Genomic DNA, 23,653 nt, shown 5'->3' with positions numbered 1-23,653 from the left:
ACCGGTGGGACAATGGCCGCGTGGCCATTCACGATTCCCTCATCCCGCTGCTTGGCGGCGGTGCCGACCCCGAGCAGCTGGTCCATCTGCACGAGATTCCGGCGCGTGAGGCCCAAACCGTTCCCTGGCCGGAATGGGTGCATCCCGACCTCGTTGAAGCGTACGGGCGCCTGGGCGTCCATACTCCGTGGCGGCACCAGGCGGAAGCCGCTGAGGCAGCGCATTCCGGCCGGCACACGATCATCTCCACCGGCACCGCTTCCGGAAAGTCGCTGGCCTACCAGCTGCCGGTCCTGGACGAAATCTACCGCACCGCCTTGGACGACCGGATTTCCCTGGAACCGACGGGGTCCGTGGCCCTGTACCTCTCCCCTACCAAGGCCCTCGCCGCAGACCAGCTGGCGGCCCTGAATTCCCTGCATCTTCCGACGCTCCGAGCCGAAACCTACGACGGCGACACTGATCCGGGTGCCCGGCGCTGGATCCGCGACCACGCGAACATGGTCCTGGCCAACCCGGACATGCTCCACTTCGGGGTGCTCCCCAACCACGCCTGGTGGGCCCGGTTCTTCCGCCGGCTGAAGTACGTGGTCATTGACGAGGCCCACAGCTACCGGGGCGTGTTCGGCTCGAACGTCGCCAACCTGATGCGGCGGCTTCGCCGGATCTGCCGTTATTACGGGGCGGACCCCATCTTTATTGGCGCGTCCGCCACGTCCGCGGATCCTGCCCAGTCCTTTGGCCGGCTGATCGGCAGCGCGGTTGATGCCGTCACCCGGGACTATTCCCCTCACGGGGCGACCACCGTGGCTTTGTGGGAGCCGCAGCTCACTGATGGCAAGGGTGAAAACGGTGCCCGCGAGCGCCGCACGGTGATCGCGGAAACCTCTGACCTGCTGGCCAACCTCGTGGCCGCCCAGGTGCGGACCATTGCCTTTATCAAGTCCCGCCGGGGCGCTGAAACCATCGCCACCATAACCCGGCGGTTGCTGGATGAAGTCCATCCGTCCCTCCCCGGCCGGGTCGCTGCGTACCGGTCCGGATATCTGCCAGAGGAACGCCGGGAGTTGGAGAACCAGCTGCGCAGCGGCCAGCTGCTGGGAATCGCGAGCACCTCGGCGCTGGAACTCGGAATCGACATTTCCGGGCTCGACGCCGTGCTGGTGGCAGGCTGGCCGGGAACCCGGGCATCCCTGTTCCAGCAGATCGGCCGGGCCGGCCGGTCCGGACAGGACGCCCTGGCGGCATTTGTGGCCAGCGATGATCCGCTGGACACGTACCTGGTGCACCACCCGGAGGCGATCTTCGATATTTCCGTAGAAGCGACCGTCTTCGACCCGTCCAATCCGTACGTGCTGGGACCGCACCTGTGCGCGGCTGCGGCCGAGCTTCCGTTGACGCCGGATGAGCGTGAGCTGTTCGGGCCGGCTGCCGCCGGCCTGCTGGATCAGCTGGTGGCCCAGGGTTACCTGCGGCGCCGTCCTGCCGGCTGGTTCTGGACCCATGCGGAGAGCGCTGCTTCGATGGTGAACCTGCGGGCAGCCGGGGGTGGCCCGATCAACATTGTGGAAGCGGAGACTGGCACCCTGCTGGGCACCATGGACGGGGCCCAGAGCCAGTACCAGGCGCACACGGGGGCCGTGTATGTACATCAGGGGCAGACCTTCCTGGTTGAAGAGCTGAACGAAGCGGACCATTGTGCGGTGGTGACCCGGGCCAATCCGGAGTTCTACACCCAGGCCCGGGACGTCACCCAGATCGAAGTCATGGAGACTGAGCGGACCGAGCAGTGGGGCGAGGTCCAGATGTGCTTCGGCACGGTGAAGGTGACCACGCAGGTTGTCTCCTTCCAGCGCAAGGCCCTGGTTTCCAACGAGATTCTGGGAGAGGAACCGCTGGAGCTCGAGGCCAAGGAGCTGTTCACCAAGGCCGTGTGGTTCATCATTGACGAGAAGCTGCTGCTGGGGGCAGGTCTGGCCGCGGCTGACTTCCCCGGTTCGCTGCACGCTGCCGAGCATGCCTCGATCGGAATGCTGCCCCTCGTGGCAACATCGGACCGCTGGGACATTGGCGGCGTTTCCACCGCCCTGCACGCTGACACCGGCAAGCCGACGATCTTTGTGTACGACGGCCACCCGGGCGGGGCCGGCTTCGCGGAGCGCGCCTACGAGGCTGCCACCATCTGGCTCACCGCCACCCGGGATGCCATCCGGGCCTGCGAGTGCGAGGGCGGCTGCCCGTCCTGCGTGCAGTCCCCCAAGTGCGGGAACAAGAACAACCCCCTGGACAAAAAGGGCGCCGTGACTCTGATCGAGGTGCTGCTGGCGGATGCACCCGGCCGCACCGAAGCAGGCAACCGGGTATCGGCTGGCACCGGCGCCCGGGACTGACTCCCTGTGGCAGTGCAGCCCCCAGCGGATGTGAGGGCGATAACTTCCTTCGCCTCTATCCTCCCGGCCGCACCCCATGACTGGATCCTCGCCGCTCCCCTCACCCCGCCCCTCGCTGCTCCCCTCATCCCACCCCCTCGCTGCTCCTGGGCGGTCCCGGCGGCCCGGCCCGTGCCTGTGCAGTGGCCGGCCAAGGCAGCAGTGATGCCGCCGAGGCCTGAACCCAGACCACGACAGTGCGGGCACCGGGGTCGGGAACGCATGCCGAGAGTTCCGCAGCGTTCCGGGCCGCTACTTCGGCCGCGACGTCGCAGGGGTCCCCTGGGCGCAGGCCCCTTATGGTGTCGGCTCCGGCCAATGCCGCCAGGTCCGCAGCCGCCCCCGCACGGGCTGCTCCAATGGTCGCCTGGACGAGGAGCAGAACCCCCAGAAACAGGACTATCGCCCCCAGCACCGTCCCGAGCGCCATGACAGTTCCAGAGCCAGAGTCGTTCCCGTCTCCGTACCCTGCGGGAATGCTGCCCCAGCGCACCTGCCTGCTCACGGCAGCTGATCCGGCAGGACGGAGGCCCTGGCCTGCAGGGTGACCGGCAGATGCTCCAGGAGCGGAGCGTCCAACGGTGAAGAAACCCGCACCTGCACCCACTCCCCCTCCACAGCCAATTCAAGCGACGCCCGCTGCCCGGCCAGGCGGGTGACTGATGCGCCCGCCGCGGCCGCATCTCCGCGCATTACCGCCCGGCCTGCCGCCCGTGCCGCTTCCTCCAGGCGAAGCTGGGTAATTCCAGCCGCAGCCCCGGTCAGCAGCCCGGCCAGGAGGACCGCCACGGCAGGCATTGCAACAGCCAGCTCTGCCGTGACGGTGCCTGCCTCACCACCGAGCCGGCGTTCGACGGGTCTCACCCGAAACTCAGGGCCGCCCTGATGAGCGACATGAGCATTTCGCGGACGTCACCGGAACTCAGCACGGCTACCAGAAGTGCAGCAAAAGCCACGGCGGCTACCGTGATCACAGTAAAGCGTACTTTGGGCTGCCATCGGTCTACGTGGCCTCTCGGAGGCGGAGACCGCCCGGCAGTCGCGCACTGAGCATGGCCTGAGCCAGGGGAGCGCGCACATTCTCTGGGCGTTCAGCTGACAACCCTGAACCGCTACTTGCAACAGAAATGTCATTGTATGTGTCGATGAATCCCAGGGTTCTCGGCTTATTCCGGGGAGGGAGCCTCCACAAACGCCGGAGTTGGCCTCATCGGGTTGGAAGGCCGGATGGTGGAAGTCGAAGCAGACATCAGGCAGCCGATGTCCACTAGATGACACCTCTTATTCCACACGATTTCCCGAAGGTGGCCCAGAAGTGTCCAGATCCACCAACAGCCGGAGAGTGGCCAAACAAGTCCAGAACACCCAGTCTAGGAACTCCTCTCCATACTCTGTCTGCTGGGATTGTCCTCGGTGTCTCAGGTTAAACTTGTTCGCGATCCTGAAGAGGTCGCTTGCGTCAGACGAAGAAAGCGTGCTCTCGATCCTTTTCCGTTTCGGCTCCATCTCGCCGTAGAGCATCACGATTGCAGAGCGCTTCTCCACGACTGACGCGTCGCGTGCTCGATACTTTCTCACGGCATGAGCGACCTCGTCCTCTGGTTCCTCGGCGCGCCTGTCGACTTCTGACTCTGCGAGGTCATCCAAGGGGGAGCCGAAGTGTCGGATAAGACGTCCTTGCTCTTCACCTGTGGGACCTATGCGAAGCGGCACGCCATGGTTCTCTAGGAGTGCATTGAGGCGCCAGCGGTAGACGCTTTGCCCCGTCTGGCTGTTCCAATTCTGGAAGTGAAGGCCACAGTCGCCATAGCTATGAAGAGTGGCAGTCCGTGGCCGCTGAGCCTGATCGTGGAAATACTCCACCAGTGAGTACACGGCGTCATCTGAGAGTGACAATATATCGCCGGGGGTCATGGGCCACTTGATGTCCAATCTAGTGGCCCGCCGGATTGTCTTTCGCACGTCATCCAAGTCAATAGGATCGTCGACGCAATCCTTCTTGAGGACCTTGGGGAAGTAACCCGCCTCCTGCAATTCGTCTATGAGCTCAAAGAAGTCCTCGGCGAAGCTCTCGTACGGTTTATCGGCCGCTATTGTCCCACTTGCACCCGTTCGCTCAGCCCAGTAGACAGGTGCCTTGTAGGGCTGCAGTCGAGACTCGTCTCTTAGCAATTCAGTAAACCAGGCCCTGGCTGCGGCGATACTTTTGCTGGGTACTACAGGGCTCAAGAAGATGTCGTCGGTCGGCATTGCAGATTGAAATGCAGACGCAACCTCGTCGTCTTCGTAGGCCTCAAGTAAGAGGTGAGTAACCATGGAGGTCCAATCCTTGGTTTCCCAGGGAAGATCTAAGATTCGGCGGGCCTCCCACTCAAATAGGGGCCGTGGCCAAAGTAGCGCGAAGGCGGGATCAGTCATAGGTAGAACGATAGGGGCTAACGACTCTTTTTTCTCTGAGGGAGCACTTGGCGGCGGACTGAGACGGCACCGATCCAGCTGACCCGTCCGTCGAGGTGTCCCGGTTATTAGCTGTTCAGGTCCAGGTTCAGGTCCAGGTCGACGTGTTCGATCCGAACGGCGTTCGAGGTGCCCTGCCCCGCACGACGCTGATCACTGCGCCGGTTGAGGATCCAGAAGGGTGCCACTCGTTACAACACAGCTACTGGTTCCGGGTTTAAACCCGATGTAGTCCAGGTCGCGCGGCAAGATGTGGTTCCGGGTGCCACACCCGTTCCGGTCTATGTCCCCTCCAGCCGGACCCAAATAAGTCCTGATCCCCGCTGGCCTGCGGCACCCGGCCCTTGATCGGAATTGTGTCGAGCTGGGTCAGTGCAGTGCCCACGAGCGCCGGTACGCAACGACAGACTTCATTGATCATCTAGCAGTACTGGGCATATTCTTCCCTCAGGTTGGCTGTCACCGGGCTTTCTCCCATTAAATGCTTTGCGAAATGGTCACCCCACGGGGTGCCATCTGACTCGAACTGCGGCCGGTGCTGGTCGATTTCTGAACGTTGATCGATGGCCAAGGAAAGGTACTCACACGCCCGTGACTCAGCCTCGCTGGCCGCACGTTCCACAGCCAGCTTTTCCGAGCGCTCTGCCTCCACCACGGACTCGCTCCACATGTAAAAATTCAGGTTAGCGAGCATAAAACCCAGCACTCCTGCCGCCATCGCCCAAGGCCAGATCCATTTGCGCCACTGGCTCCAGCTACGGCATGTCACCCCCATGACGATTGTCGCGGTTAATGGCAGCAGCCCCACCGTGAGTGGCCTGAACTCAACCTCGTTCAAGACGCCGAGAGCGGCGTAGGCCCCGTAATGGGCGGCAGTTGCAGCTAGGCATACGACGAAGAAGGTAGCCCCCGCGAATTGTCCTCGAACGGGTTTCTGATGCTTAATTTCTTTATTCTCAGCGCCGGTCACAGCTATGGACCTTCCTTGTCGCCCTAAAAGTTGTAAAAAAGAAACCCGCAGAGCGGGGGCCTGGGTGCGTAACCTAGAAACGTGCAGGAATTTCTCAGTCAAAAGAATATCAGCAGGCGTACGCAGCTTTCACCAGCTAATGAATTGTGACGCTGCATGTCTGCATTCTGTTCGCTTCCAAGCAGGCGTTCCACACATATCGAGACTCCCGCCCCCTTCCACCAGCTAGAAAAGCTGGTGGAAGTGCATGCAAAAGGCAAACCGCTCGGTCCCTGCGACCCGGCCTTCGAGGTGTTCCGGTTATCGGCTGTTCAGGTAAAGGTCAGCGAGATGATGACCCTCTTGTGATCCTTCCACGACCAGACATGCCGGGCCTCCGGCAGGCAGGACGCGATGCTCCAAACGCACCGCCGAAGATGTGTCGTAGCCGGATTGAGGACGTCCTTCGCCGCAAGGAGTCCAGCCAGACTGATTTCCGACGCGGTCCGGCTGATCGCTTGAGTAACACCGCTGGCTTCGCCTATGTAAGGACGTGTTTCACCCAGTGGCAAGTAGGCGGCCCAGTTCAATCCTGCGCTGTTCGCTAAGCCGCGGCCAGGAGGCGACCATTCGGGATGCAAGCGCGGTGAGGTCAGTCAGATCGGCTTCGGAAGGAGACTGACACTCAAACGGGGTGCCAGCGGCGCTAACCTGTGGCATCAGCCGGGTGAGATCAGATTCCTTGACCAGGAACTGTTTACCTGCCCGAACAGCAGGAAGCCGGCCGGCATGGACGTACTTGCGAAGTGTGTGCGGTTTCGGCCAGCCGCGCTCATGAGCGGCGCGTAGCGGGAGAAGCGGGTCGTTTCCGCTGGACAGGGCCTCCGGGAGGCATGCGGTCGAAGTGGACATTTAGGACCTCTGACTGGGGTCCCATGCGTCCTTCGTTCCGGGAATCGGTGGTCACCGCCACCCAAGAGAACTGGTGTGTGGACTGTAGCGTTATCGCGACCTTTCGTACCTCCAGCATAGCGATACGATGTGAATATCGCAATATCAGTAAATCATCATGTATTGATCACAAGCTTTGAGCGGAGAACGGACACGCCATGACGATCGCAACAGAGACATTTGCCCGGAGGCTCACCGTGGAGCGGCAGCGGGCTGGTTTGTCACAGGCAGCGCTTGCTGCGCTCATCACCGACCGGATCGGACGCAGCATAGATCCCAGCGCTGTTGCCAGGGCAGAGAAGCACGAACGGGCAGTCCGGCTTGACGAGGCCGTCGCGATCGCAGACGTGCTCCAGGTGCCGCTCACTTCACTGTTGCAAGACAGGGGCGCCATCGATGAAGAAATTGATGAACTTAGGCGAGAACTCAGCCTGCTTCAATGGCGGCTGGGCAAGGCTGAGGAGGAAGCTCACCATGCACAAGACTCTATCTCCGCGACGCGTCGACGCATGGAAGAACTTGAGGCAGCGCGCGGGGAATGAGGTCCCACGGAAGTCTTTGGACGCGAGGGCGTGATCTAGCCCGCCCGTCTGCAGGAGGAGTGGGCTGCGATGAACTGGTGCCCTCCCCGGCGCTCTTCGCACTTTTTTCTGTCGCAGCACTCCGGAGGAGACGCTGGGAGAGCAGGAGAGCAAATCGATGAGCCCCAGCGGGGATATCTATATGCATTGTTGAACACAGTAAGACAGCCCCCTGAAGACCTTCGATCTGGTGCCGCTCTGCAGCAGATATTGCCGTGACTTAGGGACGGGATCTGGGCCAGGCGAGGCCCGTAGAGCCAGCGGAGCCAAGACACTGTGCCACTTCCGGGTAGAAGTGGCACAGTGCCCCGATCCCAGTAAAGAAAAGGCGTTCCGGCCCCTCTGAGGCCCGCCCTCCGACCACCCGTGCCATTTCTCCTCCCAGAAATGGCACGGTGTTTTCTGTTGGTATATCAACGAAAACAGGCCATAAAACGCCTCTGTGCCATTTGTGCCACTTTTCTCCGAGGTTAGAAGTTGCGCGTGTGCGCGTGCGCGCGTCTAAGAAGAAAGTTCAAAAAAAGTGGCACAAGTGGCACACGGCCTCTTTTGGGGGACAAAAACCCCGGAATCGCAGGCATGTAGGGGTGTGCCATTTTTTCTCGAAAGATAACTAAAAATAGAGCTCCAACCCCGCCGTGAGTTCCCTCTAACCCCCGCCAATCCAGGCCTGAGCTCCCTTTCGAGGCCTGTGCCACTTTTGTTTTGGCAGAAATGGCACAAGTGGCACAGGAACAGCAGAGCCCCCACCAGGGAACCTAACCCCACAGTACGGATGCTCGGCGCTGACGCCCCTTCCGGTGGCGAGTGCGGCGCTGATGAAGCGACCGCACACCTCGAAGGACTGATGCGCGCCGACGAACCGGTGGCTGTCACCTACGAAGCCGAGCTGAAGGACCCCGTCGGCGAGGACGGGGACACGCTGGCCTACGTCATCACCGGCGCGGGGTGTCACCCAGGACCTGGGCCTGCGGATGGTCCACGAGGGCTACGCGACCGCGGAGTACCCCGAAGACGGCGCCGTTCCTATGATGTTCGAGCAGTACCTCACGTACTCGGACTTCGCCGTAGTCCAGGGCCGGGGCTCTGGACCACCTGCGACGCGCCCTAACGCCGCTCGATCTGACCGGGTCAGTGCGCCATTTTCCCAAAAAGTGGCGCAACACGGATCCCCCCCGTTACCTAATGGGAGGTGAGGGAGTCAGATGAGGTCTTCCCGTTACCGTGGCCATGAGCCGTCGAAAAAGATTGTCCCTCTGGCTCCCTCACCCCCACGGAACGTAGGTTGACCCCGGGGGCTTGCTGCCGGCCAAAGTCTCGACCAGAAACCCGAAACCCAGAGTTCTCACATTAAGACCCGACCCCGGCAGCATCCGACAGGGATAAGAATGCCAATCAGATGTCGAGCCATCGAGCTCTACCATTAGGTCGCATCCGTCCCAGGTCACAACGGTCCTCTGCAGCTACCACCACAGGGGAAGGAACAACCACATGACGGAAGTGTTCTGCGGGATCGACTGGGCAGAGGGACACCACGACATCGCACTCGTTGATTCACAGGGCCGTTTGCTGTCCTCGCAGCGAGTCGCAGAATCGGCAGCGGGACTAGCGGAACTGCTAGACCTGCTTTCCACGCACGGAGACCGGATTGAGGACCGCATTCCGGTGGCCATCGAAACAACACGCGGGCTCCTTGTCGCGGCGCTGCGCTCCAGCGGCCGGGACGTCTACGCCATCAACCCAATGGCCGTGGCTCGATACCGCGAACGACACACGGTCTCCCGGAAGAAATCCGACACCCAAGACGCCGCGGCACTGGCCAATATCCTGCGCACGGACCGCCACGCCCACCGTCCTCTGCCTCAAGACTCGGAACTGGTCCAGTCCATTGCAGTGCTCGCACGAGCGCAACAGGACGCGGTCTGGGATCGGCAGCAGCACGCCAACCGTATCCGTTCCGTCCTGCGCGAGTACTATCCCTCGGCACTGAAGGCCTTCCCCCACACATCCGATCTAAGCAGCCCGACCGCCAGGCTCCTGCTCCGAACCGTCCCCACCCCGTCACAGGCCGCCGTCCTGACCGGGTCCCAGTTGCGGCGGATCCTGCTCAAGTCCGGCCGGACCCGGAACATCGAGGCCACCGTGACCCGTCTCCTCCCGATTCTCCGCGAAGCCGCGATGCATCAATTACCAGGCGTTGAAGCAGCCTTCGGCACTCAGCTCACCGCCCTGCTCGGCCAGCTCGACGCAGCCTGCGCCGGCCTCGATGCCCTGACCCTGGCCGTCGAGGAAATCCGCTAGATCACAGGCCTGTAGGGTGCGCCACTTTTATTTTCTAAAATATTTAAAATACAGAGCTCCAACCACCTGTGCTCCCCCTCAGATCCCCGCCAATTCAGGCCTGGGCTGCGCTTGGATGCCTGCGCCACTTTTTGTTCGGCAGAAATGGCGCAAGTGGCGCAGGTCAGGTGTCTCCGTGAGCTGGGTGGCCGGTCATCGCACTGAGCCGCCTCCATTCGTGTTCGGACACAACTGCTCGCCTTGGATTAGGCGGCGAGCGGTACAACGGACTCGGTTCGCACATGTAGTCCGCGAACACCGGCGATGGACACGTTTCTTGCCTCAACGCCTATCGATTCGTCCACCTCCGGCAGTGCGGACGTCCCGGCGGAACCAGGGGTACATGGCTGTATTCGTTCCCGGTACTGATCTTCAAGACGAGATCGATGCGGTTGTCTCCGGCGAGCGAGAGTATCTACGACCATCCGGCCGGCCACCGCCCCCGGAGGCCGACGCAAGACGATTGGGCAAGGAACGTCTTCTGGGATGAGCGCGAGCGGTCTGGCCACCTGCCCGGGGATTTCAGTTTGATGAGGCACAGCGTGGGTTCAAATCCCACCGTCACCGCCAGATGAGAAAGACCCCAGTTCCCTTGTAAACAAAGGGAACCGGGGTCTTTTGCTTTGCCCTACAGGAGGCACTTGGCAAGGAATTGGCAAAGCTTGCTCGACGCACCCTTCCCCGGCTGCCTGCGGAGGTGCAAGCCGGCGCGATCCTGACCAGCTCCAGACGGCAAATATCCACCCCGGCGCTCTGGGTTCGAATCCCACCGTCACCGCCGGACGCCAAGCTTTGGCTGCCTCTAGTCAGGCCTACTTCTTGCTGCCACTAGTTATCGTGTGCTGTCACCGAATCTGGGGAATAGATGCGGGTTTCGTTTCGGCGGCAGTCCAAGGGTGAGTAGTTGCATGACCTGAGCTGCAGTCCAAGGGCTGAGGATCAGCCGCCGCAACTCTGTCTACAGTTGTGGGCAGATCCTGCCCTCAGCCTCGTCGCCACAGGGATCGTGGCTGGGGTGTTTATCTCCAAGACTTGGTCACGGGCATGTAAGACGCGTACGACACTCGCGATACCTAGCTATTGCGTCGTGCGTCGATCTCTGCGGCTTGGCCGCGGGCGTCCTTTGTTTCCTGTCGTGTTGCAGAACCTTCGACGACTGTCTGCACCCGCCAGAACGGCACGAAGGTATCGGTGTAGAGCTTGTGGAGACGCCGTATCGAAAGCAGAAAGTAGAGCACGACCAATGAACTAAGCCCCACGGTGACGGCCGTCGCAAACTCGGACACGACGTATCCCTCGGCTGGGATCGAGGCGGAAACTCCCGCGAGCCAGATCGCATCGATTCCAGACAGAAGGCCAGCTGCGAGCAATGTCAGCGCACTCTCATCAATCAGACGCGCTGTTCTCCGCTCCAGGACTTTGCTGGGCTTCGCTGAGAGATTGATGCGGATGGAGAACACCAAGGCAAACGCGGAGATGAACACGCCAGCAAGAAGCCCCAGGGCGCCGACAAGGTCCCCAACTGTTTGCATCTGAACATGGAAGACAAGCGAAAGGGTGAAAGCGGCGGGGGCAAGCAAAACGACGAGTCCACGGATGATCCACTCAGGCCGATTTGTAGACAGGTCAGTCAGGTAACGGAACTGGTCTCCGAGAAGAGCGAATACGTTCAGCCGGGAAAAAACTCTCAGCCAGCGAGGTTTGTGCATGCCTGCCCCTTCTTTAGCCACCGATCGGCGCCGACCAATCACTTTCGAGATCGATCTGATTCGTGGCCGCTAAGTCGTTCACCACATCTGCCACACTTGCAACGAAAGTATCGTTGTTGGGTCTGACATCACCAAGATCGTAGGTGAACCCTGATGCCATATCTAGAGGTTTGAGCCGCTTCCTCTGGATACCATCGACGACTACCTCAGCAGTTTCAAACGCAGCACTCTCAGCAAGCTTCGGCCACAAATAGCTTGCGAGAGCCTTCGCCTCGTCCGCCGCGACGGGCTTGTCCTTCTTCGCTTTGTTCTCTTTGGTGGGGAGCCAGTGCGTCAGTCGCTTTTTGAGTGAGGTCTCCTCTGTTGAGCCCGCCCCGATGGTGAACGTGATCTTCGCCGGAATTGTCGTGCTCTGGCTGGAGTCCGAACTCGGCAACGTCTGGAACAAGTTGACCTCACGGATCCGACCGTCCTTCATCAGGTTACGGACAGACTCGTCGTCAGCGATCGCACCGAACGTTCGCACCTTGAAATTGTGTCCTTTTGCGCCGGCATGCAGGCGGCTGGGAAGGCGTCCTCCTGCGTGTGATCGTGAGACCACCTCTACGGCCAGCAGTCCATTCTTACCGCTGGTGGGGGCGATAACGAGTGCCCGGTAATGCCGGGTGGTGGCGAGGCTGGTGAGGTCCGTGTCGTCCTTTTTACCTTCGGGATCAACAGCCAGAGCGTGATCACCAACAATTCCGTAAACCGTGTCCAGAAGCACCGCACCCTGATACCTCACGGCGGACTTAACCCGGACTACTGCAAGCTGTTTGCGCCCCTCTTCCTCCGGTATTCCAGAATCGGGGTCTTCTCCCACGACGTCATCCGATCCCATCGCTACGGTTTCGACCGTCTCCTCATTGGCCTGTGCGTCGTCCTCCGAACTCTTTTCGTCGGTCGATGCATCGCCCATCGAGGTACCCTCTTCGGACTCCGGTGCCTCAGTCTCATCGACCGGCGCGAAGTCTTTCAGGAGGAGGTCCAGGTAAGGAAGCGTGATCTGTGCGGTCTCCGGATTCTTCGTGTCGCCGTCGGGCGCCCCAAAGTCCAACGGTTTCTGTCCCCGGCCCCGAAATAGTTGAATTTCGAGTAGTTTGAATCCGTAGCTTGGCACCGCGCAGCCTCTCCCCTGTTGACGTCCGTTAGGACGATGATTATTCATTGTGGCAGAGGAGCTCCAGAAAACGCGTCGATTCCAGCTAAGCCGACGGCGCATTTCGACCTCGGTATCGCGTTACACGACGTCCCCGTGGAATGTGCCGCCCGGCAACCATACAGACGCCCCGGAGGCCGAGCCAGTGACGAGTCCGTTCTCCGTACGGGCCCCACAGTGCAGCCAGTCGCCACGGAAAGAGGGTTGAATAGAGGCTAAGCATGTCGGACCAGAACAGTGATGGGCCGGCGGTAACACGAAGAGGGACTGGGACGACTTGAGCAACCACGCATCATTCATATGGGGTATCGCCGACCTTCTACGGGGTAATTTCAAGGCACACCAGTACGGTGACTTCATCCTCCCCTTCACTGTCCTGCGGCGCCTGGACTCCGTGTTAGCGGACACTAAGCCCAAGGTGCTCGAAGTCGTCGCCGACGCCGAGGCCAAGGGCATCCCGATCCGGCCAGTGCTGCTGAAAAGCAGAGCAGGCCACCAGCACTCGTTCTTCAACACCAGCCGCTACGATCTCGCCACCTTGGTGGGAGACGCCGAGAACCTGCGTGAGAACCTTCTCGCCTATATCAACGCGTTCTCAGAGAACGTGCGCGACATCTTCGTGAAGTACAAGATCGAGGACCGCATCGAGGAACTTGAAGATAACAACCTCCTGCTGCTGGTGGTGCAGCGTTTCGCGGAGGTCGACTTGCATCCCCAGAAGGTCTCCAACGCCCAAATGGGGCACGTCTTTGAGGAACTCATCCGCAAGTTCGCTGAGGCCTCCAACGAAACCGCCGGTGAACACTTCACCCCCCGCGAAGTCATCGAACTCATGGTGGACCTGCTGTTTGAAAACGACGACGAAGCCCTGCGCGACGGTGACATCGTCCGCTCCGTCTACGACCCGACCGCCGGCACCGGCGGCATGCTCTCGGTCGCCGAAGACCATCTCACCAGCATGAACCCGAAGGCACGGCTCACCCTCGCCGGCCAGGAACTCAACGCCCAGTCGTACGCGATCTGCAAGGCCGACATGGTCATCAAGGGCCAGTCCGTGGACGCCATCGTCAATGACGACACCCTGCTCTACGACGGGCACGCCGGCACCACGTTCAACTACTGCCTCTCCAACCCGCCCTTCGGCGTGGACTGGAAGAAACAGGAAAAAACCGTCCGCGAGGAACACTCCGAACGGGGCTTCGCGGGCCGCTTCGGCCCCGGCCTGCCGCGGGTATCCGACGGCTCCATGCTCTTCCTGCTGCACCTGATATCCAAAATGCGGGAACCCGGACAATACTCAGCCGGAGGCCGCGCCGCGATTGTCCTGAACGGTTCCCCGCTGTTCACCGGCGGCGCCGGGTCCGGCGAATCGAACATCCGCAAGTGGGTGCTGGAACGCGACTACCTCGAGGCAATCATCGCCCTGCCGACCGACATGTTCTACAACACCGGCATCAGCACCTACGTCTGGGTTTTGTCCAAGGAAAAAGCGCCTGAGCGACGAAACAAGGTGCAACTGGTCGATGGATCCAAGCTGTTCCGCAAAATGCGCAAGGGTCTGGGATCCAAGCGCAATGAGCTCGGCCCCAAGGACGTCCAAGCCATTGTGAAGCTCTACGGAGACTTCATGGCCAGCGACCAGTCGAAGATTTTCGACACCACAGATTTCCTTTACCGCACCATCACTGTAGAACGTCCGCTGAAGCTAAATTTCGCCACCACTCCCGACCGTATCGAGGCGGCCCTGGCGGTGAAGGCCTTCAGCAAGCTCACGGCCGAGGCCATGGCCAACGTGCGGACTGCGCTGGAGACCATGGACACGGGCGTGGTGTGGAAGAACCGGGACGAGTTCACCAAAGCCTTGAAGAAGCAGCTCCGGGCCACGGGAGCCGACCTGAGCGGACCCCATTTGAAAGCACTCGTCGCCGGGCTTTCCGAGCGGGACGACACCGCCGACGTCTGTACAGGCGCGAAGGGCAAGGCCGAACCGGATCCTGATCTGCGCGACACTGAAAACGTTCCCTGGAACGAGGACATCCACGCGTACGTAGAGCGCGAAGTGAAACCGTTCATTGACGATGCCTGGATTGACGAAGACAAAACCAAAGACGGGTGTGAAATCCCCTTCACCCGTCACTTCTACGAGTACATACCGCCTCGCCCGTTGGAGGTGATCGATGCCGATCTAGATGCAGTTCTGGGTCGCATCCGTTCACGCCTGGAGCAGGTCAAGGCATGAGCTTGAAGCTGTATCCGGCGTATAAAGACAGCGGGGTTAAATCTCTAGGCCACATTCCGGCGCATTGGGACGTGGTTCGTTTATCCCGATTTGTAAACTTTGGCAATGGTTCGGATTATAAACATGTGATGGTCGAAAACGGCGGCTATCCGGTCATCGGCTCAGGGGGTGAGTTCCGCCGATCTTCGGAATACTTATTCGATGGCGAGTCGGTGCTTTTCGGTCGCAAGGGAACCGTTGACAAGCCGTTGTATGTCAACGGTAAGTTTTGGACTGTTGACACGATGTATTACACCCGAATCGATACTCACAGATTGCTACCGAAGTTTCTCTACTACTGGGCCACGCGCATCCCGTTCGACTTCTACGTAACGAGCACTGCGCTGCCAAGCATGACCCAAACAGATCTGGGCTCAGCAAAAATTGGTGTCCCGGCTCTCCACGAACAAGAAGCCATTTCTAACTATCTCGACTGTGAGACGGACGAGATTGATGCCTTCATCTCGGATCAGGAGGACTTGATCGCCCTTCTGGAAGAGCGCCGCACAGCAATCACCGCTCAAGCAGTCACCAAAGGCCTGAACTCAAGCGTTCCTATGAAGGACAGCGGGGTGACATGGATTGGTGAGGTTCCGGCGCACTGGCTGCTCTCAACACTAGGGCACCACTTTGAGGTCGTGCTTGGAAAGATGCTCGATGGCGCCAAGGAAACACCTGTCGGGGCACGAGTGCTCCCCTATGTTCGCGCCGGCAACATTCAAGATGCGGGTCTTGATCTATCCGACGTCAATGAAATGGCCTTTACCTCCTATGAAGCCGAACGCTTGAACCTGATGGCCAAAGATCTCTTGGTAGTAGAGGGCGGTTCTGTCGGAACGGTGCATTACTTGGACTCCGCCATGGACGGCTGGAGCTTCCAAAAGACCGTAAACCGCGTTAGGTCCCTTGGGTCAGCAGATACCAAGTACTTGGGCTATTTGATCCGCGTGTTTAGGGATTCCGGGGTATTCGAAGTCATCTGCAACGGTTCAACGATTATGCACCTCACCGCTGAGAAACTGCGCGCACTCCTGATCCCGGTCCCACCTATTGACGAACAGCGTTCCATTGCTGAATTCGTCGACCATGAGACCGCCGAAATTGACGCTGCTATCGCCGATGCACGTCAAGCTATCAAGCTGTCGAAAGAGCGACGGGCGGCCGTAATCAGTGCGGCGGTCACGGGGAAGATTGATGTCCGCGACCGCATGGCGCGGGCTTCAACTAACAAGGTGGGGGCCGAGTCTGTTGGCGTTGCATAACGAGATTGAGTTCGAGAACAGCATCTGCAGCCACTTGGCTGCCCATGGCTGGCTTTATTCCGCCACCGATGAGGGCTACGACCGCGAACGGGCGCTCTTCCCCGAGGACGTGTTCGGCTGGCTGCAGGACACCGTACCGGAGGAGCTTGCAAAGGTCCTGAAGCCGGACCTGAACCCAACGATGCTGGCCAAGGCCAAGCTCCGGGTACTGGACCGGTTGTCGTCCGTAATGGGCGCGGACCCATTCAATGGCGGCGGTACGCTGAACGCCCTGAAGAAGCCGATCGGCGTGACACCGGCGACGCTGCGGATGTTCCAGCCCAAGCCTGCCGATGGGTTGAACCCTTCCACTGTGGAACGCTACGGGCGCAACAGGTTACGGGTGATGCGCCAGGTCCATTATTCCCAGGCGAACAACAAGTCCCTGGATCTGGTGCTCTTCCTTAATGGAATCCCTGTCGCCACCGTCGAACTGAAAACGGACCTGACGCAGGACGCCGAGGCGGCACTGAAGCAGTACCGGCAGGACCGCAATCCCAAGGGCGAACCGCTGCTGTGTCACGGGCGCGGGGCACTGGTGCACTTTGTCGTGTCCAACCAGGAAGTGCACATGACAACGAAGCTGGAGGGACCTTCAACGCGGTTCCTGCCCTTCAACGCGGGCAGGAACAACGGGGCCGGCAACGCCGAGCGCGAAGGCACCTCCCCAACCGCCTACTTCTGGGAAGATCTTCTGGAGCCTGAAGCGTGGCTGACGGTGCTCGGAAAATTCATTCATTACCGCTTCGAGGAAGACACCCACCCCATCACCGGGAAGAAGTCCTTCAAGGCTTCCACCCGCTTCCCGCGGTACCACCAGTGGCGCGCCGTCAACGCCTTGACCAGCGCCGCTCTGGCCGAAGGACCCGGGCACAATTATCTGATCCAGCACTCGGCCGGCTCCGGGAAGACCGACTCAATCGCATGGACCGCCTACCGGCTCGCTTCCCTGCACCGCGAGAACGGGTCCAAGGTCTTCGACGGCGTCATCGTCATCAGCGACCGCACTGTTTTGGACGGCCAGCTGCAAAAGGCCATCGAGCAGCTGGAAACCGTGGCCGGCGTCTTCGCTCCGATCACCCGCGGCTCCGAAGGCTCCAAATCCAAGCAACTCGCCGAGGCTTTAATCAAAGGCCGGCAGATCATCGGCGTGACCCTGCAGACCTTCCCCCATGCCATGGAAGAGATTCGCAAGAACAAGGGCCTGGCCGGGCGCAACTACGCGATCATCGCTGACGAGGCCCATTCGTCGCAGTCCGGGGACGCCGCCAAGTCTTTGAAGAATGTCCTCACCTCCATGGGGTTGGAGGAGGGCGAGGACATCACCACCGAGGACGTTCTGGCCGCCGAAATGGCAGCCAGGGCCGGCGCCACCATGAACCTCTCCTTCTTCGCCTTCACGGCCACACCGAAAGCGAAGACGATCGATCTCTTCGGACGTCCGGACGAGAACGGGACAATGGAGGTCTTCGACCTGTATTCAATGAAGCAGGCCATCGAGGAGGGTTTCATCCTCGACGTACTCCAGAACTACACCACCTACGAGATGGCAGCCCGAATCGCTCAGTCCGACCAGGACGCTGCCACCCAGGAGGTGGATCGCGACCAGGGCACCAAAGCACTGATGCAATGGGTGAGGCTGCACCCGCACAACATCGCCCAGAAAGTCGCAATCATCGTGGAGCACTTCCGCGAAAATGTAGCCCACCACCTGGCCGGCCGTGCCAAAGCCATGGTGGTGACCTCCTCACGCAAGGAAGCGGTCCGCTACAAACTCGCCATCGACAACTACCTTCAGCTCAAGGGCTATGAAACGGAGCTGGCTGCCTTGGTTGCTTTTTCCGGCGAGGTAACCGACCCCGAATCCGGACCCAACGGCTTTACCGAATACACCATGAACCCCGGGCTCAAGGGCCGAAGCCTGACCAAGGCCTTCGGCAGCGACGACTACCAAGTCATGCTTGTGGCCAACAAGTTCCAAACCGGGTTCGACCAACCCCTGCTGGTGGGCATGTACGTGGACAAGAAACTCTCGGGCATCGCCGCCGTGCAGACCCTCTCCCGCCTCAACAGGGTGATCCCGGGCAAGGACAAGACCTACGTACTGGATTTCGCCAACGATCCGGACACCATCCTCGACGCCTTCCAAACCTATTTTGAGGAAGCGTCCATCGTGAAGGCATCCAATCCGGACGTCATTCACGACATGATCATGAAGCTGGACGCCGCAGGTATCTACAATGACCGGGAAGTGGAGCTGGTCGCCGCGAAATGGGTGGCCCAGCGCAACCACAACGGTCTGGTGTCACACCTCCAGCCAGCCATTGACGTGTTCCACGACCGCCACAAGAAAGCGGTGTTCACAAACAACACGCTGGAGCTGGAGCAGCTGGAGGAGTTCCGTAAAACGGCTGGAGCCTTCAACAAGTCCTATGATTTCTTCTCGCAGATCATCGACTACGGGAGCACCCGGATCGAAAAACTTGCGATCTACCTCAAGCTGCTCTCCAAGGCACTGCAGACCAGCGCCACCGGCAACAACCTGGATCTTTCCGACGTGGTGCTCACCCACTACGCCCTGAAAAAGCAGGAAGCCCGGGACCTGAAGCTGGTCGACGGGGAGGGCAAGGGGCTCAAGGGGATCACAGCTGTGGGCTCCGGGGTCGTCAGAGAAAAAACCCTGGGCACCTTCGGCGGCCTGATCGAGCAGATCAACAAGCTCTTCGAGGGCACGGGGATCAGAGATGAAGACCAGCTCAACGTGTTTGAATCCGTCTCGCGCCATGTTGAATCGAACGAGCAGCTTCAGCGCGAGGCCATAGCCAACGGTCCCCTTGACTTCCGTTCTTCACCCACCCTGAACGAGACAGTCGAGGAGAGTATCTACACCGCGGGCGACGGGCATCAGAAAGCCACCAACGTGCTGTTGGAGCTGGGCGGTCCGGAGAAAATCGTCGAAATTCTCCTCGCCGCCGGCTTGCAAGACCGGCTACGGGCGCGGGCACAATTGGATGCCATGGGCAACGACTAGGACGTTAGCGGATAACGCCACCTATTGCGGATATTACCGGCCCTCCGCTGTCACCGTTCCCAGCAGCTGGAACGCCGTTGCTCTGTTCGGTTACGGTTAAGCCCCCGTAGCACTGAGCAGGAATGTACGAATAGCAAATGTACTGATTAACCCGCGTAACAGTGTTGCTGCACACCTGCCCGGATTGTGTACCGGTGTAGCAAACTGAGTTTCCGACCTGGGGTGTTCCAGTGTATCCAGCAATCGGAGCAATCGCATTCCCGTTGTACACCCCTACATAAACGTAAGGAGCTTTGGACACACCTCGCTCGTCTCTGACGCGGCAGCCCCGCTGATGCCGCTGGCGATGACAGCAGACAAAGCGGCTCTTCGCGGTTGATGGTGAAACAGGTTCCGTGTCTTGAAAGCTAAAGGGCTCGTAGCCCTGCTGTGATGGATGTTCTCTACGCATTCATCAAGAGTCAGGAGCTACGAGCCTTGATCGAGCCTACTTCCCCGCGCCCCGATGCTGCCACCACCATCTTTCGACCCCTCAGCAGCGTTCCGAAAAGCCCTGCGGATGTGGCTGCCGCGCACCGCGGTCTCCGTCGACGCCCGCGTCTCAACGACTGAACAGAGCCTGGAATCCCAGCAGCAGCAGCTGCGCCAGGCAGGGTGCTACGAAATTTACTCCGACCACGGCCGCTCCGGAGCCACCATGGCCAGACCAGAACTGGAAGCCTGCCTGAGGGCACTCCAGCCCGGAAACACACTCGTCGTTACCAAGCTCGACCGTCTCGGCAGGACCGTGCGCGGACTGGTAGAACTGCTGGATTCGCTGCACGAACGGGGAGTTGCCTTCCGGTCCCTTACAGAAGGGATCGATACGACCACCCCATCCGGCCGGCTGATGTTCAACATCATCGCCTCCGTGGCGGAAATGGAACGCGAACTAATCAGAGAACGAACCAGGGCTGGCCTGGCCCAACCCAGCGAAACTGGTCCCGAAACTACTCGCACGTTCCAGCGATATACAGGTAGAAAACCCCTAGATTTAGGGCCAAAACCCCTTATTATTCAGATGAATAAATGGGAAAATAGAAGCATCACCAACAGCACGGACTCTGACTAAAACGACTACGAAACCTGAGGAATGAGTGCCATGACTATCACCGTCTACACGAAGCCCGGTTGTGGACCCTGCAAGCTCACCATCGGAAGGTTCAAGAACGCCGGGCTTGATCCCCAGGTAGTCGATATCACCGCCACCCCCGCAGCACTGGAATACATCACCGAAGAACTCGGGTACGTCCAGGCACCCGTCGTCGTCTACGAACGGGACGGATCCGAAGATCACTGGTCAGGACTGAACCCGGACAAGATCAACCAGGTCATCGCCCTGGAAACCCCCAGCACCTAACCCATAAAAAGCAGCACTCCCATCTATCACCCACGAAGGAAGCTGATCACCATGGCAGGCGAACCCACCACCACCATCACCGGAAACCTCACCTCGGATCCCGAACTGCGCTTCACCCCCAGCGGCGTCCCGGTCGCCAACTTCACCATCGCTTCAACACCGAGGATCCTGGACCGCCAAAGCAATGAATGGAAGGACGGAGAAACACTCTTCATCCGCTGCACCGTATGGCGCGAAACAGCCGAATACATCGCGGAATCCCTCACCAAGGGAAGCAGGGTCATAGCCGAAGGAACACTGAAATCCCGGCGGTTCGAAACCAAGGACGGCGAGAACCGAACCACCATCGAACTCGACGTCGAAGAAATCGGAGCGTCCCTCAAATACGGCCCCGTGCAGCCGGCCAAACGCCCCTCACAGCCCGAACAACAGAGCGGAAACCCCTACCTCACACCCGTGGAGTAGAGAGAAAAATGCCAGGCAAGAAACTAGAGCTCGGTGGAGAGCATGACGTGTTCGTACTCTCCACCGCACTCGAACGCATCAGGGACGAATTCCTGTACCGCAGCGAGGACCCCACAGAACGAACGGGAGCCCCTTTCCTGGAGTGGGCTGCTGCGGCCGAGAACCTCAGGATCCAGGTGCTGGAATGAAGACCATGGACCAGGGAACCCGATGAGCCAAAGAAAACCTGCGTCATTCACCCCGTATTTCACAGAACAAGACGCGGATCAGGTCAGAGCCGCTTTCCTGGCAGCCGGCGGAGCGGAAGGCTACCGGTCAGTCTCAGAGCTCATTGAGGGCGCGGTGTTGCGGGAAGTGCGCCGGCTGCAGCGAAAGCACAACAACGGCAGGAAGTGGGTCCCGGTGAAAGCCGGTGCGCTGCGTCCCGGGCGCCGGACCCGTCAAGAAGAAGGACGGGCGTGAACAGAAATTTCCTTCGTTGGTTGCGGAGGACAGAAAGAGGAGCGGGGACCGTGTGGTGCGGTTCCCGCTCCTGCCATTTCACCCCCAGCTCCGGAAAGGAGCTGCGCATCGCTCGGGGACTCATTGTGCAGGTCCTGGCGGTCATCACCCTGGCAGGATGTGCCAGCGATGCTGCGCCGTAGGCAGCAACCGTCACCGTGGGGGAGGAGCGGGAGTTTCAGGTTGAAGTCGCAGTCACACCCGAGCAGCAAAGCGCAGGGCTCAGTGGCCGGCAAAACCTTCCACCCGGCACAGGAATGCTCATTACCTTCGAGCCGGGCAAAGAACGAGAGGTGTGGATGGCCGGAATGGAAATCCCCATCGACATAGCTTGGATAGCCGACGGACAGGTTCTGCAGATCAGTACGCTGGACCCCTGCACGGAAAACCGCCAGAGTCTCTGCCCCCGATGGAAATCACCGGGAGCAGTCGACGCCCTTCTGGAAGTACCGGCAGACGCACTGAAAGGCATCACCCCAGGAACACCCGTCAGCATCCGAGAGGAACAGCAATGACCCCAACCCTGCTGGAGAAGAATGCCCCTGAACCCGACCCGGTAGACGAAGCCATCACCGCACTCACCGCAGCTGCCCGCGGCCAGCGCATCATTGGCGCCGGCACCGCCAACGAACACTCAGTGCCGACAAATTTCGCTGGCACTCTTTCCCGGATCCTCGCTTCCGTCGCGGCCAACGTTGGCGGGATAGAAGCACTCCTGCAAGGCCGGCCAGAATCCTGGGAAGCGGATTACGTGTGCCAGCTGCTGCGCAGCACCGTCGGAGAGAACGAGGAATACGGGACTGCTGAAGGTTTCGTTGACAGCTGGGGTTGATAATTTTTTACGCGGCTGAGGCCGCGTTTTTTATTGTCTCAAATTCGATGGGTGTCAGCCGTCCGAGGGCACGTTGGCGGCGTTTTCGGTGGTAGCTGCGCTCGATCCAGGTTGTGATGGCGAGCCTGAGTTCGGCCCGGGTTTCCCATCGTTTCCGGTTCAGGACGTTCTTTTGAAGCAGGGAGAAGAACGATTCCATCGCAGCATTGTCACCGCATGCCCCTACCCGGCCCATCGATCCGCTCAGGCCGTAGGTGTTCAGGGCTAGGACGAACTTGCGGGATCTGAACTGGGACCCGCGATCGCTATGGACCACAGTGCCCGCCGGTTTCCTCAACGCCACGGCATGGTCCAGTGCGGCAACGGCCAGGGAAGCTTTCATCCGCCCGTCCATCGAATACCCGACGATGCGGTTTGAATGAAGGTCCTTAATGGCGCACAGGTAGAGCTTTCCCTCCCCGGTGTGGTGCTCGGTGATGTCCGTGAGCCATTTCCGGTTCGGTGCCGTGGCGCTGAAGTCCCGCTCGATGAGGTCATCGTGGACCGGAGGGCCGGCCTTGAGGCCTGACCGGCGCCGGCGATGAATCACGGAGAGGATGCCGTTCTCGGAGCACAGCCGCCAGATCCTGCGTTCGCTGACCGTAGGGCCGGGGCCGGCGTTGATCTCATCGGCGATGAACCGGTACCCGAAGGCAGGATCATCGCGGTGGTGATCAATGGCGGCGTTGATCAGGTGCGCTTCTTCCCAGTCCCGGGACGGGACAGGATTGGCGACCCACTGGTAGTAGGCCTGTCTGGAGAAATTCAATACCCGGCAGGACACTGCCACGGGAACCCTGATCGAGGCATCCCTGGCAGCCAGCTCACGGACCAGCGGGTACATCATTTTTTTGGATTGATATCCCGGGACAGATAGGCCACGGCACGGCGCATTACTTCGGCTTCCTGCTCCAGGAGCCGGATGCGCCTGTTGGCCTCCCGCAGCTTCGCGGAGTCATCGGACACGACGCCGGATTTCACGCCGTCCTCTTTGTCGGCGATCTTCATCCAGCGGTGAAGGGCTGCCGGTGAGACACCGAAGTCCTTAGCGATCTGGGTAATGGGTGCTTCGCCCTTGCGGGCGACCGCGACGACATCGCGTCGGAACTCTTCGGGAAAGGCTTTGGGCATGATGAACATCCTTCCACCCGCAAGGATCAAATCCTCACAGGCAAAGTGTCAATCAAACCTTC

General features: G+C 60.2%; 20 protein-coding genes and 1 pseudogene. 13 read left to right on the top strand and 8 right to left on the bottom strand.

Translation table 11 applies throughout. The annotated features are described in order from the left end of the window. The first annotated feature begins 20 nt into the window (after positions 1–20). The gene (locus FYJ28_RS02820; protein ID WP_326831475.1) at positions 21–2,390 is read left to right on the top strand and encodes a DEAD/DEAH box helicase; all 2,370 of its coding nucleotides are present in this window, start codon (positions 21–23) and stop codon (positions 2,388–2,390) included. 124 nt (positions 2,391–2,514) lie between these two features. Here the strand turns inward: FYJ28_RS02820 and FYJ28_RS02815 are convergent, their stop codons facing one another. The 5 genes from FYJ28_RS02815 to FYJ28_RS02795 form a co-directional block, all read right to left on the bottom strand. Next, positions 2,515–2,922 (bottom strand): Rv3654c family TadE-like protein, encoded by a 408-nt coding sequence (locus FYJ28_RS02815; RefSeq protein ID WP_326831525.1) that lies wholly within the window; start codon positions 2,920–2,922, stop codon positions 2,515–2,517. An 8-nt stretch (positions 2,923–2,930) separates the two neighbouring features. Continuing rightward, positions 2,931–3,293 carry a TadE family type IV pilus minor pilin gene (locus tag FYJ28_RS02810; protein ID WP_326831474.1) on the bottom strand — a complete coding sequence of 121 codons (363 nt, stop codon included), beginning with the start codon at positions 3,291–3,293 and terminating at the stop codon, positions 2,931–2,933. Then, the gene (locus FYJ28_RS02805; RefSeq protein ID WP_082413235.1) at positions 3,290–3,403 is read right to left on the bottom strand and encodes a DUF4244 domain-containing protein; all 114 of its coding nucleotides are present in this window, start codon (positions 3,401–3,403) and stop codon (positions 3,290–3,292) included. The genes FYJ28_RS02810 and FYJ28_RS02805 overlap by 4 nt, the downstream gene beginning before the upstream one ends. A 307-nt stretch (positions 3,404–3,710) precedes the next feature. Continuing rightward, the gene (locus FYJ28_RS02800) at positions 3,711–4,745 is read right to left on the bottom strand and encodes a hypothetical protein (protein ID WP_055239146.1); all 1,035 of its coding nucleotides are present in this window, start codon (positions 4,743–4,745) and stop codon (positions 3,711–3,713) included. Positions 4,746–5,307: 562 nt separating this feature from the next. After that, positions 5,308–5,856: a hypothetical protein gene (locus tag FYJ28_RS02795; RefSeq protein WP_055239145.1), complete on the bottom strand. Its 549-nt coding sequence runs from the start codon at positions 5,854–5,856 to the stop codon at positions 5,308–5,310. Between the two features lie 1,088 nt (positions 5,857–6,944). On the opposite strand from FYJ28_RS02795, the gene FYJ28_RS02790 reads away from it, so the two are divergent. Then, a complete protein-coding gene (locus tag FYJ28_RS02790) occupies positions 6,945–7,328 on the top strand; it encodes a helix-turn-helix domain-containing protein (RefSeq protein ID WP_055239144.1) in 384 nt (127 codons plus the stop codon). 1,530 nt (positions 7,329–8,858) lie between these two features. Continuing rightward, positions 8,859–9,659: pseudogene (locus FYJ28_RS02785) on the top strand (IS110 family transposase); the annotation flags it as partial. A 1,121-nt stretch (positions 9,660–10,780) separates the two neighbouring features. Here FYJ28_RS02785 and FYJ28_RS02780 read toward each other — a convergent pair. Then, positions 10,781–11,416, bottom strand: coding sequence for a hypothetical protein (locus tag FYJ28_RS02780; protein WP_055239142.1), 636 nt, complete (start codon positions 11,414–11,416; stop codon positions 10,781–10,783). A 13-nt stretch (positions 11,417–11,429) separates the two neighbouring features. Further along, on the bottom strand, positions 11,430–12,575 hold the full coding sequence (locus tag FYJ28_RS02775; RefSeq protein WP_152969822.1) for a hypothetical protein: 1,146 nt from the start codon (positions 12,573–12,575) through the stop codon (positions 11,430–11,432). A gap of 316 nt (positions 12,576–12,891) precedes the next feature. On the opposite strand from FYJ28_RS02775, the gene FYJ28_RS02770 reads away from it, so the two are divergent. From FYJ28_RS02770 to FYJ28_RS02730, 10 genes are all read left to right on the top strand, one after another. Continuing rightward, positions 12,892–14,853, top strand: coding sequence for a type I restriction-modification system subunit M (locus FYJ28_RS02770; RefSeq protein WP_055239140.1), 1,962 nt, complete (start codon positions 12,892–12,894; stop codon positions 14,851–14,853). Continuing rightward, positions 14,850–16,154 (top strand): restriction endonuclease subunit S, encoded by a 1,305-nt coding sequence (locus FYJ28_RS02765; RefSeq protein ID WP_055239139.1) that lies wholly within the window; start codon positions 14,850–14,852, stop codon positions 16,152–16,154. Before FYJ28_RS02770 ends, FYJ28_RS02765 begins: the two co-directional genes overlap by 4 nt. After that, positions 16,147–19,224: a type I restriction endonuclease subunit R gene (locus FYJ28_RS02760; RefSeq protein WP_229780204.1), complete on the top strand. Its 3,078-nt coding sequence runs from the start codon at positions 16,147–16,149 to the stop codon at positions 19,222–19,224. The genes FYJ28_RS02765 and FYJ28_RS02760 overlap by 8 nt, the downstream gene beginning before the upstream one ends. A gap of 505 nt (positions 19,225–19,729) precedes the next feature. Then, a complete protein-coding gene (locus FYJ28_RS02755; protein ID WP_082413233.1) occupies positions 19,730–20,335 on the top strand; it encodes a recombinase family protein in 606 nt (201 codons plus the stop codon). A gap of 30 nt (positions 20,336–20,365) precedes the next feature. Beyond that, positions 20,366–20,623: a glutaredoxin family protein gene (locus tag FYJ28_RS02750; RefSeq protein WP_055239136.1), complete on the top strand. Its 258-nt coding sequence runs from the start codon at positions 20,366–20,368 to the stop codon at positions 20,621–20,623. 51 nt (positions 20,624–20,674) lie between these two features. Continuing rightward, on the top strand, positions 20,675–21,088 hold the full coding sequence (locus FYJ28_RS02745; protein ID WP_082413232.1) for a single-stranded DNA-binding protein: 414 nt from the start codon (positions 20,675–20,677) through the stop codon (positions 21,086–21,088). Positions 21,089–21,096: 8 nt separating this feature from the next. Further along, on the top strand, positions 21,097–21,276 hold the full coding sequence (locus FYJ28_RS02740) for a hypothetical protein (RefSeq protein WP_152969821.1): 180 nt from the start codon (positions 21,097–21,099) through the stop codon (positions 21,274–21,276). Positions 21,277–21,298: 22 nt separating this feature from the next. Continuing rightward, positions 21,299–21,550 (top strand): ParB family protein, encoded by a 252-nt coding sequence (locus tag FYJ28_RS17090; protein ID WP_082413231.1) that lies wholly within the window; start codon positions 21,299–21,301, stop codon positions 21,548–21,550. Positions 21,551–21,747: 197 nt separating this feature from the next. Beyond that, positions 21,748–22,104 carry a DUF192 domain-containing protein gene (locus FYJ28_RS02735; RefSeq protein ID WP_082413230.1) on the top strand — a complete coding sequence of 119 codons (357 nt, stop codon included), beginning with the start codon at positions 21,748–21,750 and terminating at the stop codon, positions 22,102–22,104. Beyond that, entirely contained in the window at positions 22,101–22,421 is a 321-nt protein-coding gene (locus tag FYJ28_RS02730) for a hypothetical protein (RefSeq protein WP_154578248.1), read from the top strand. Before FYJ28_RS02735 ends, FYJ28_RS02730 begins: the two co-directional genes overlap by 4 nt. 7 nt (positions 22,422–22,428) lie before the next feature. Here FYJ28_RS02730 and FYJ28_RS02725 read toward each other — a convergent pair. Beyond that, a protein-coding gene (locus tag FYJ28_RS02725) for an IS3 family transposase (protein WP_154578247.1) occupies positions 22,429–23,591 on the bottom strand; the annotation gives its coding sequence in 2 pieces (ribosomal slippage) (positions 22,429–23,310 and positions 23,313–23,591; 1,161 coding nt in all). Positions 23,592–23,653 lie beyond the last annotated feature (62 nt).

It is taken from the genome of Arthrobacter sp. BL-252-APC-1A, assembly GCF_009696625.1.
GTDB lineage: Bacteria > Actinomycetota > Actinomycetes > Actinomycetales > Micrococcaceae > Arthrobacter_B.
The sequence above is the reverse complement of the archived record's forward strand: the minus strand, read 5'-3'. Positions and strand labels throughout refer to the sequence as shown.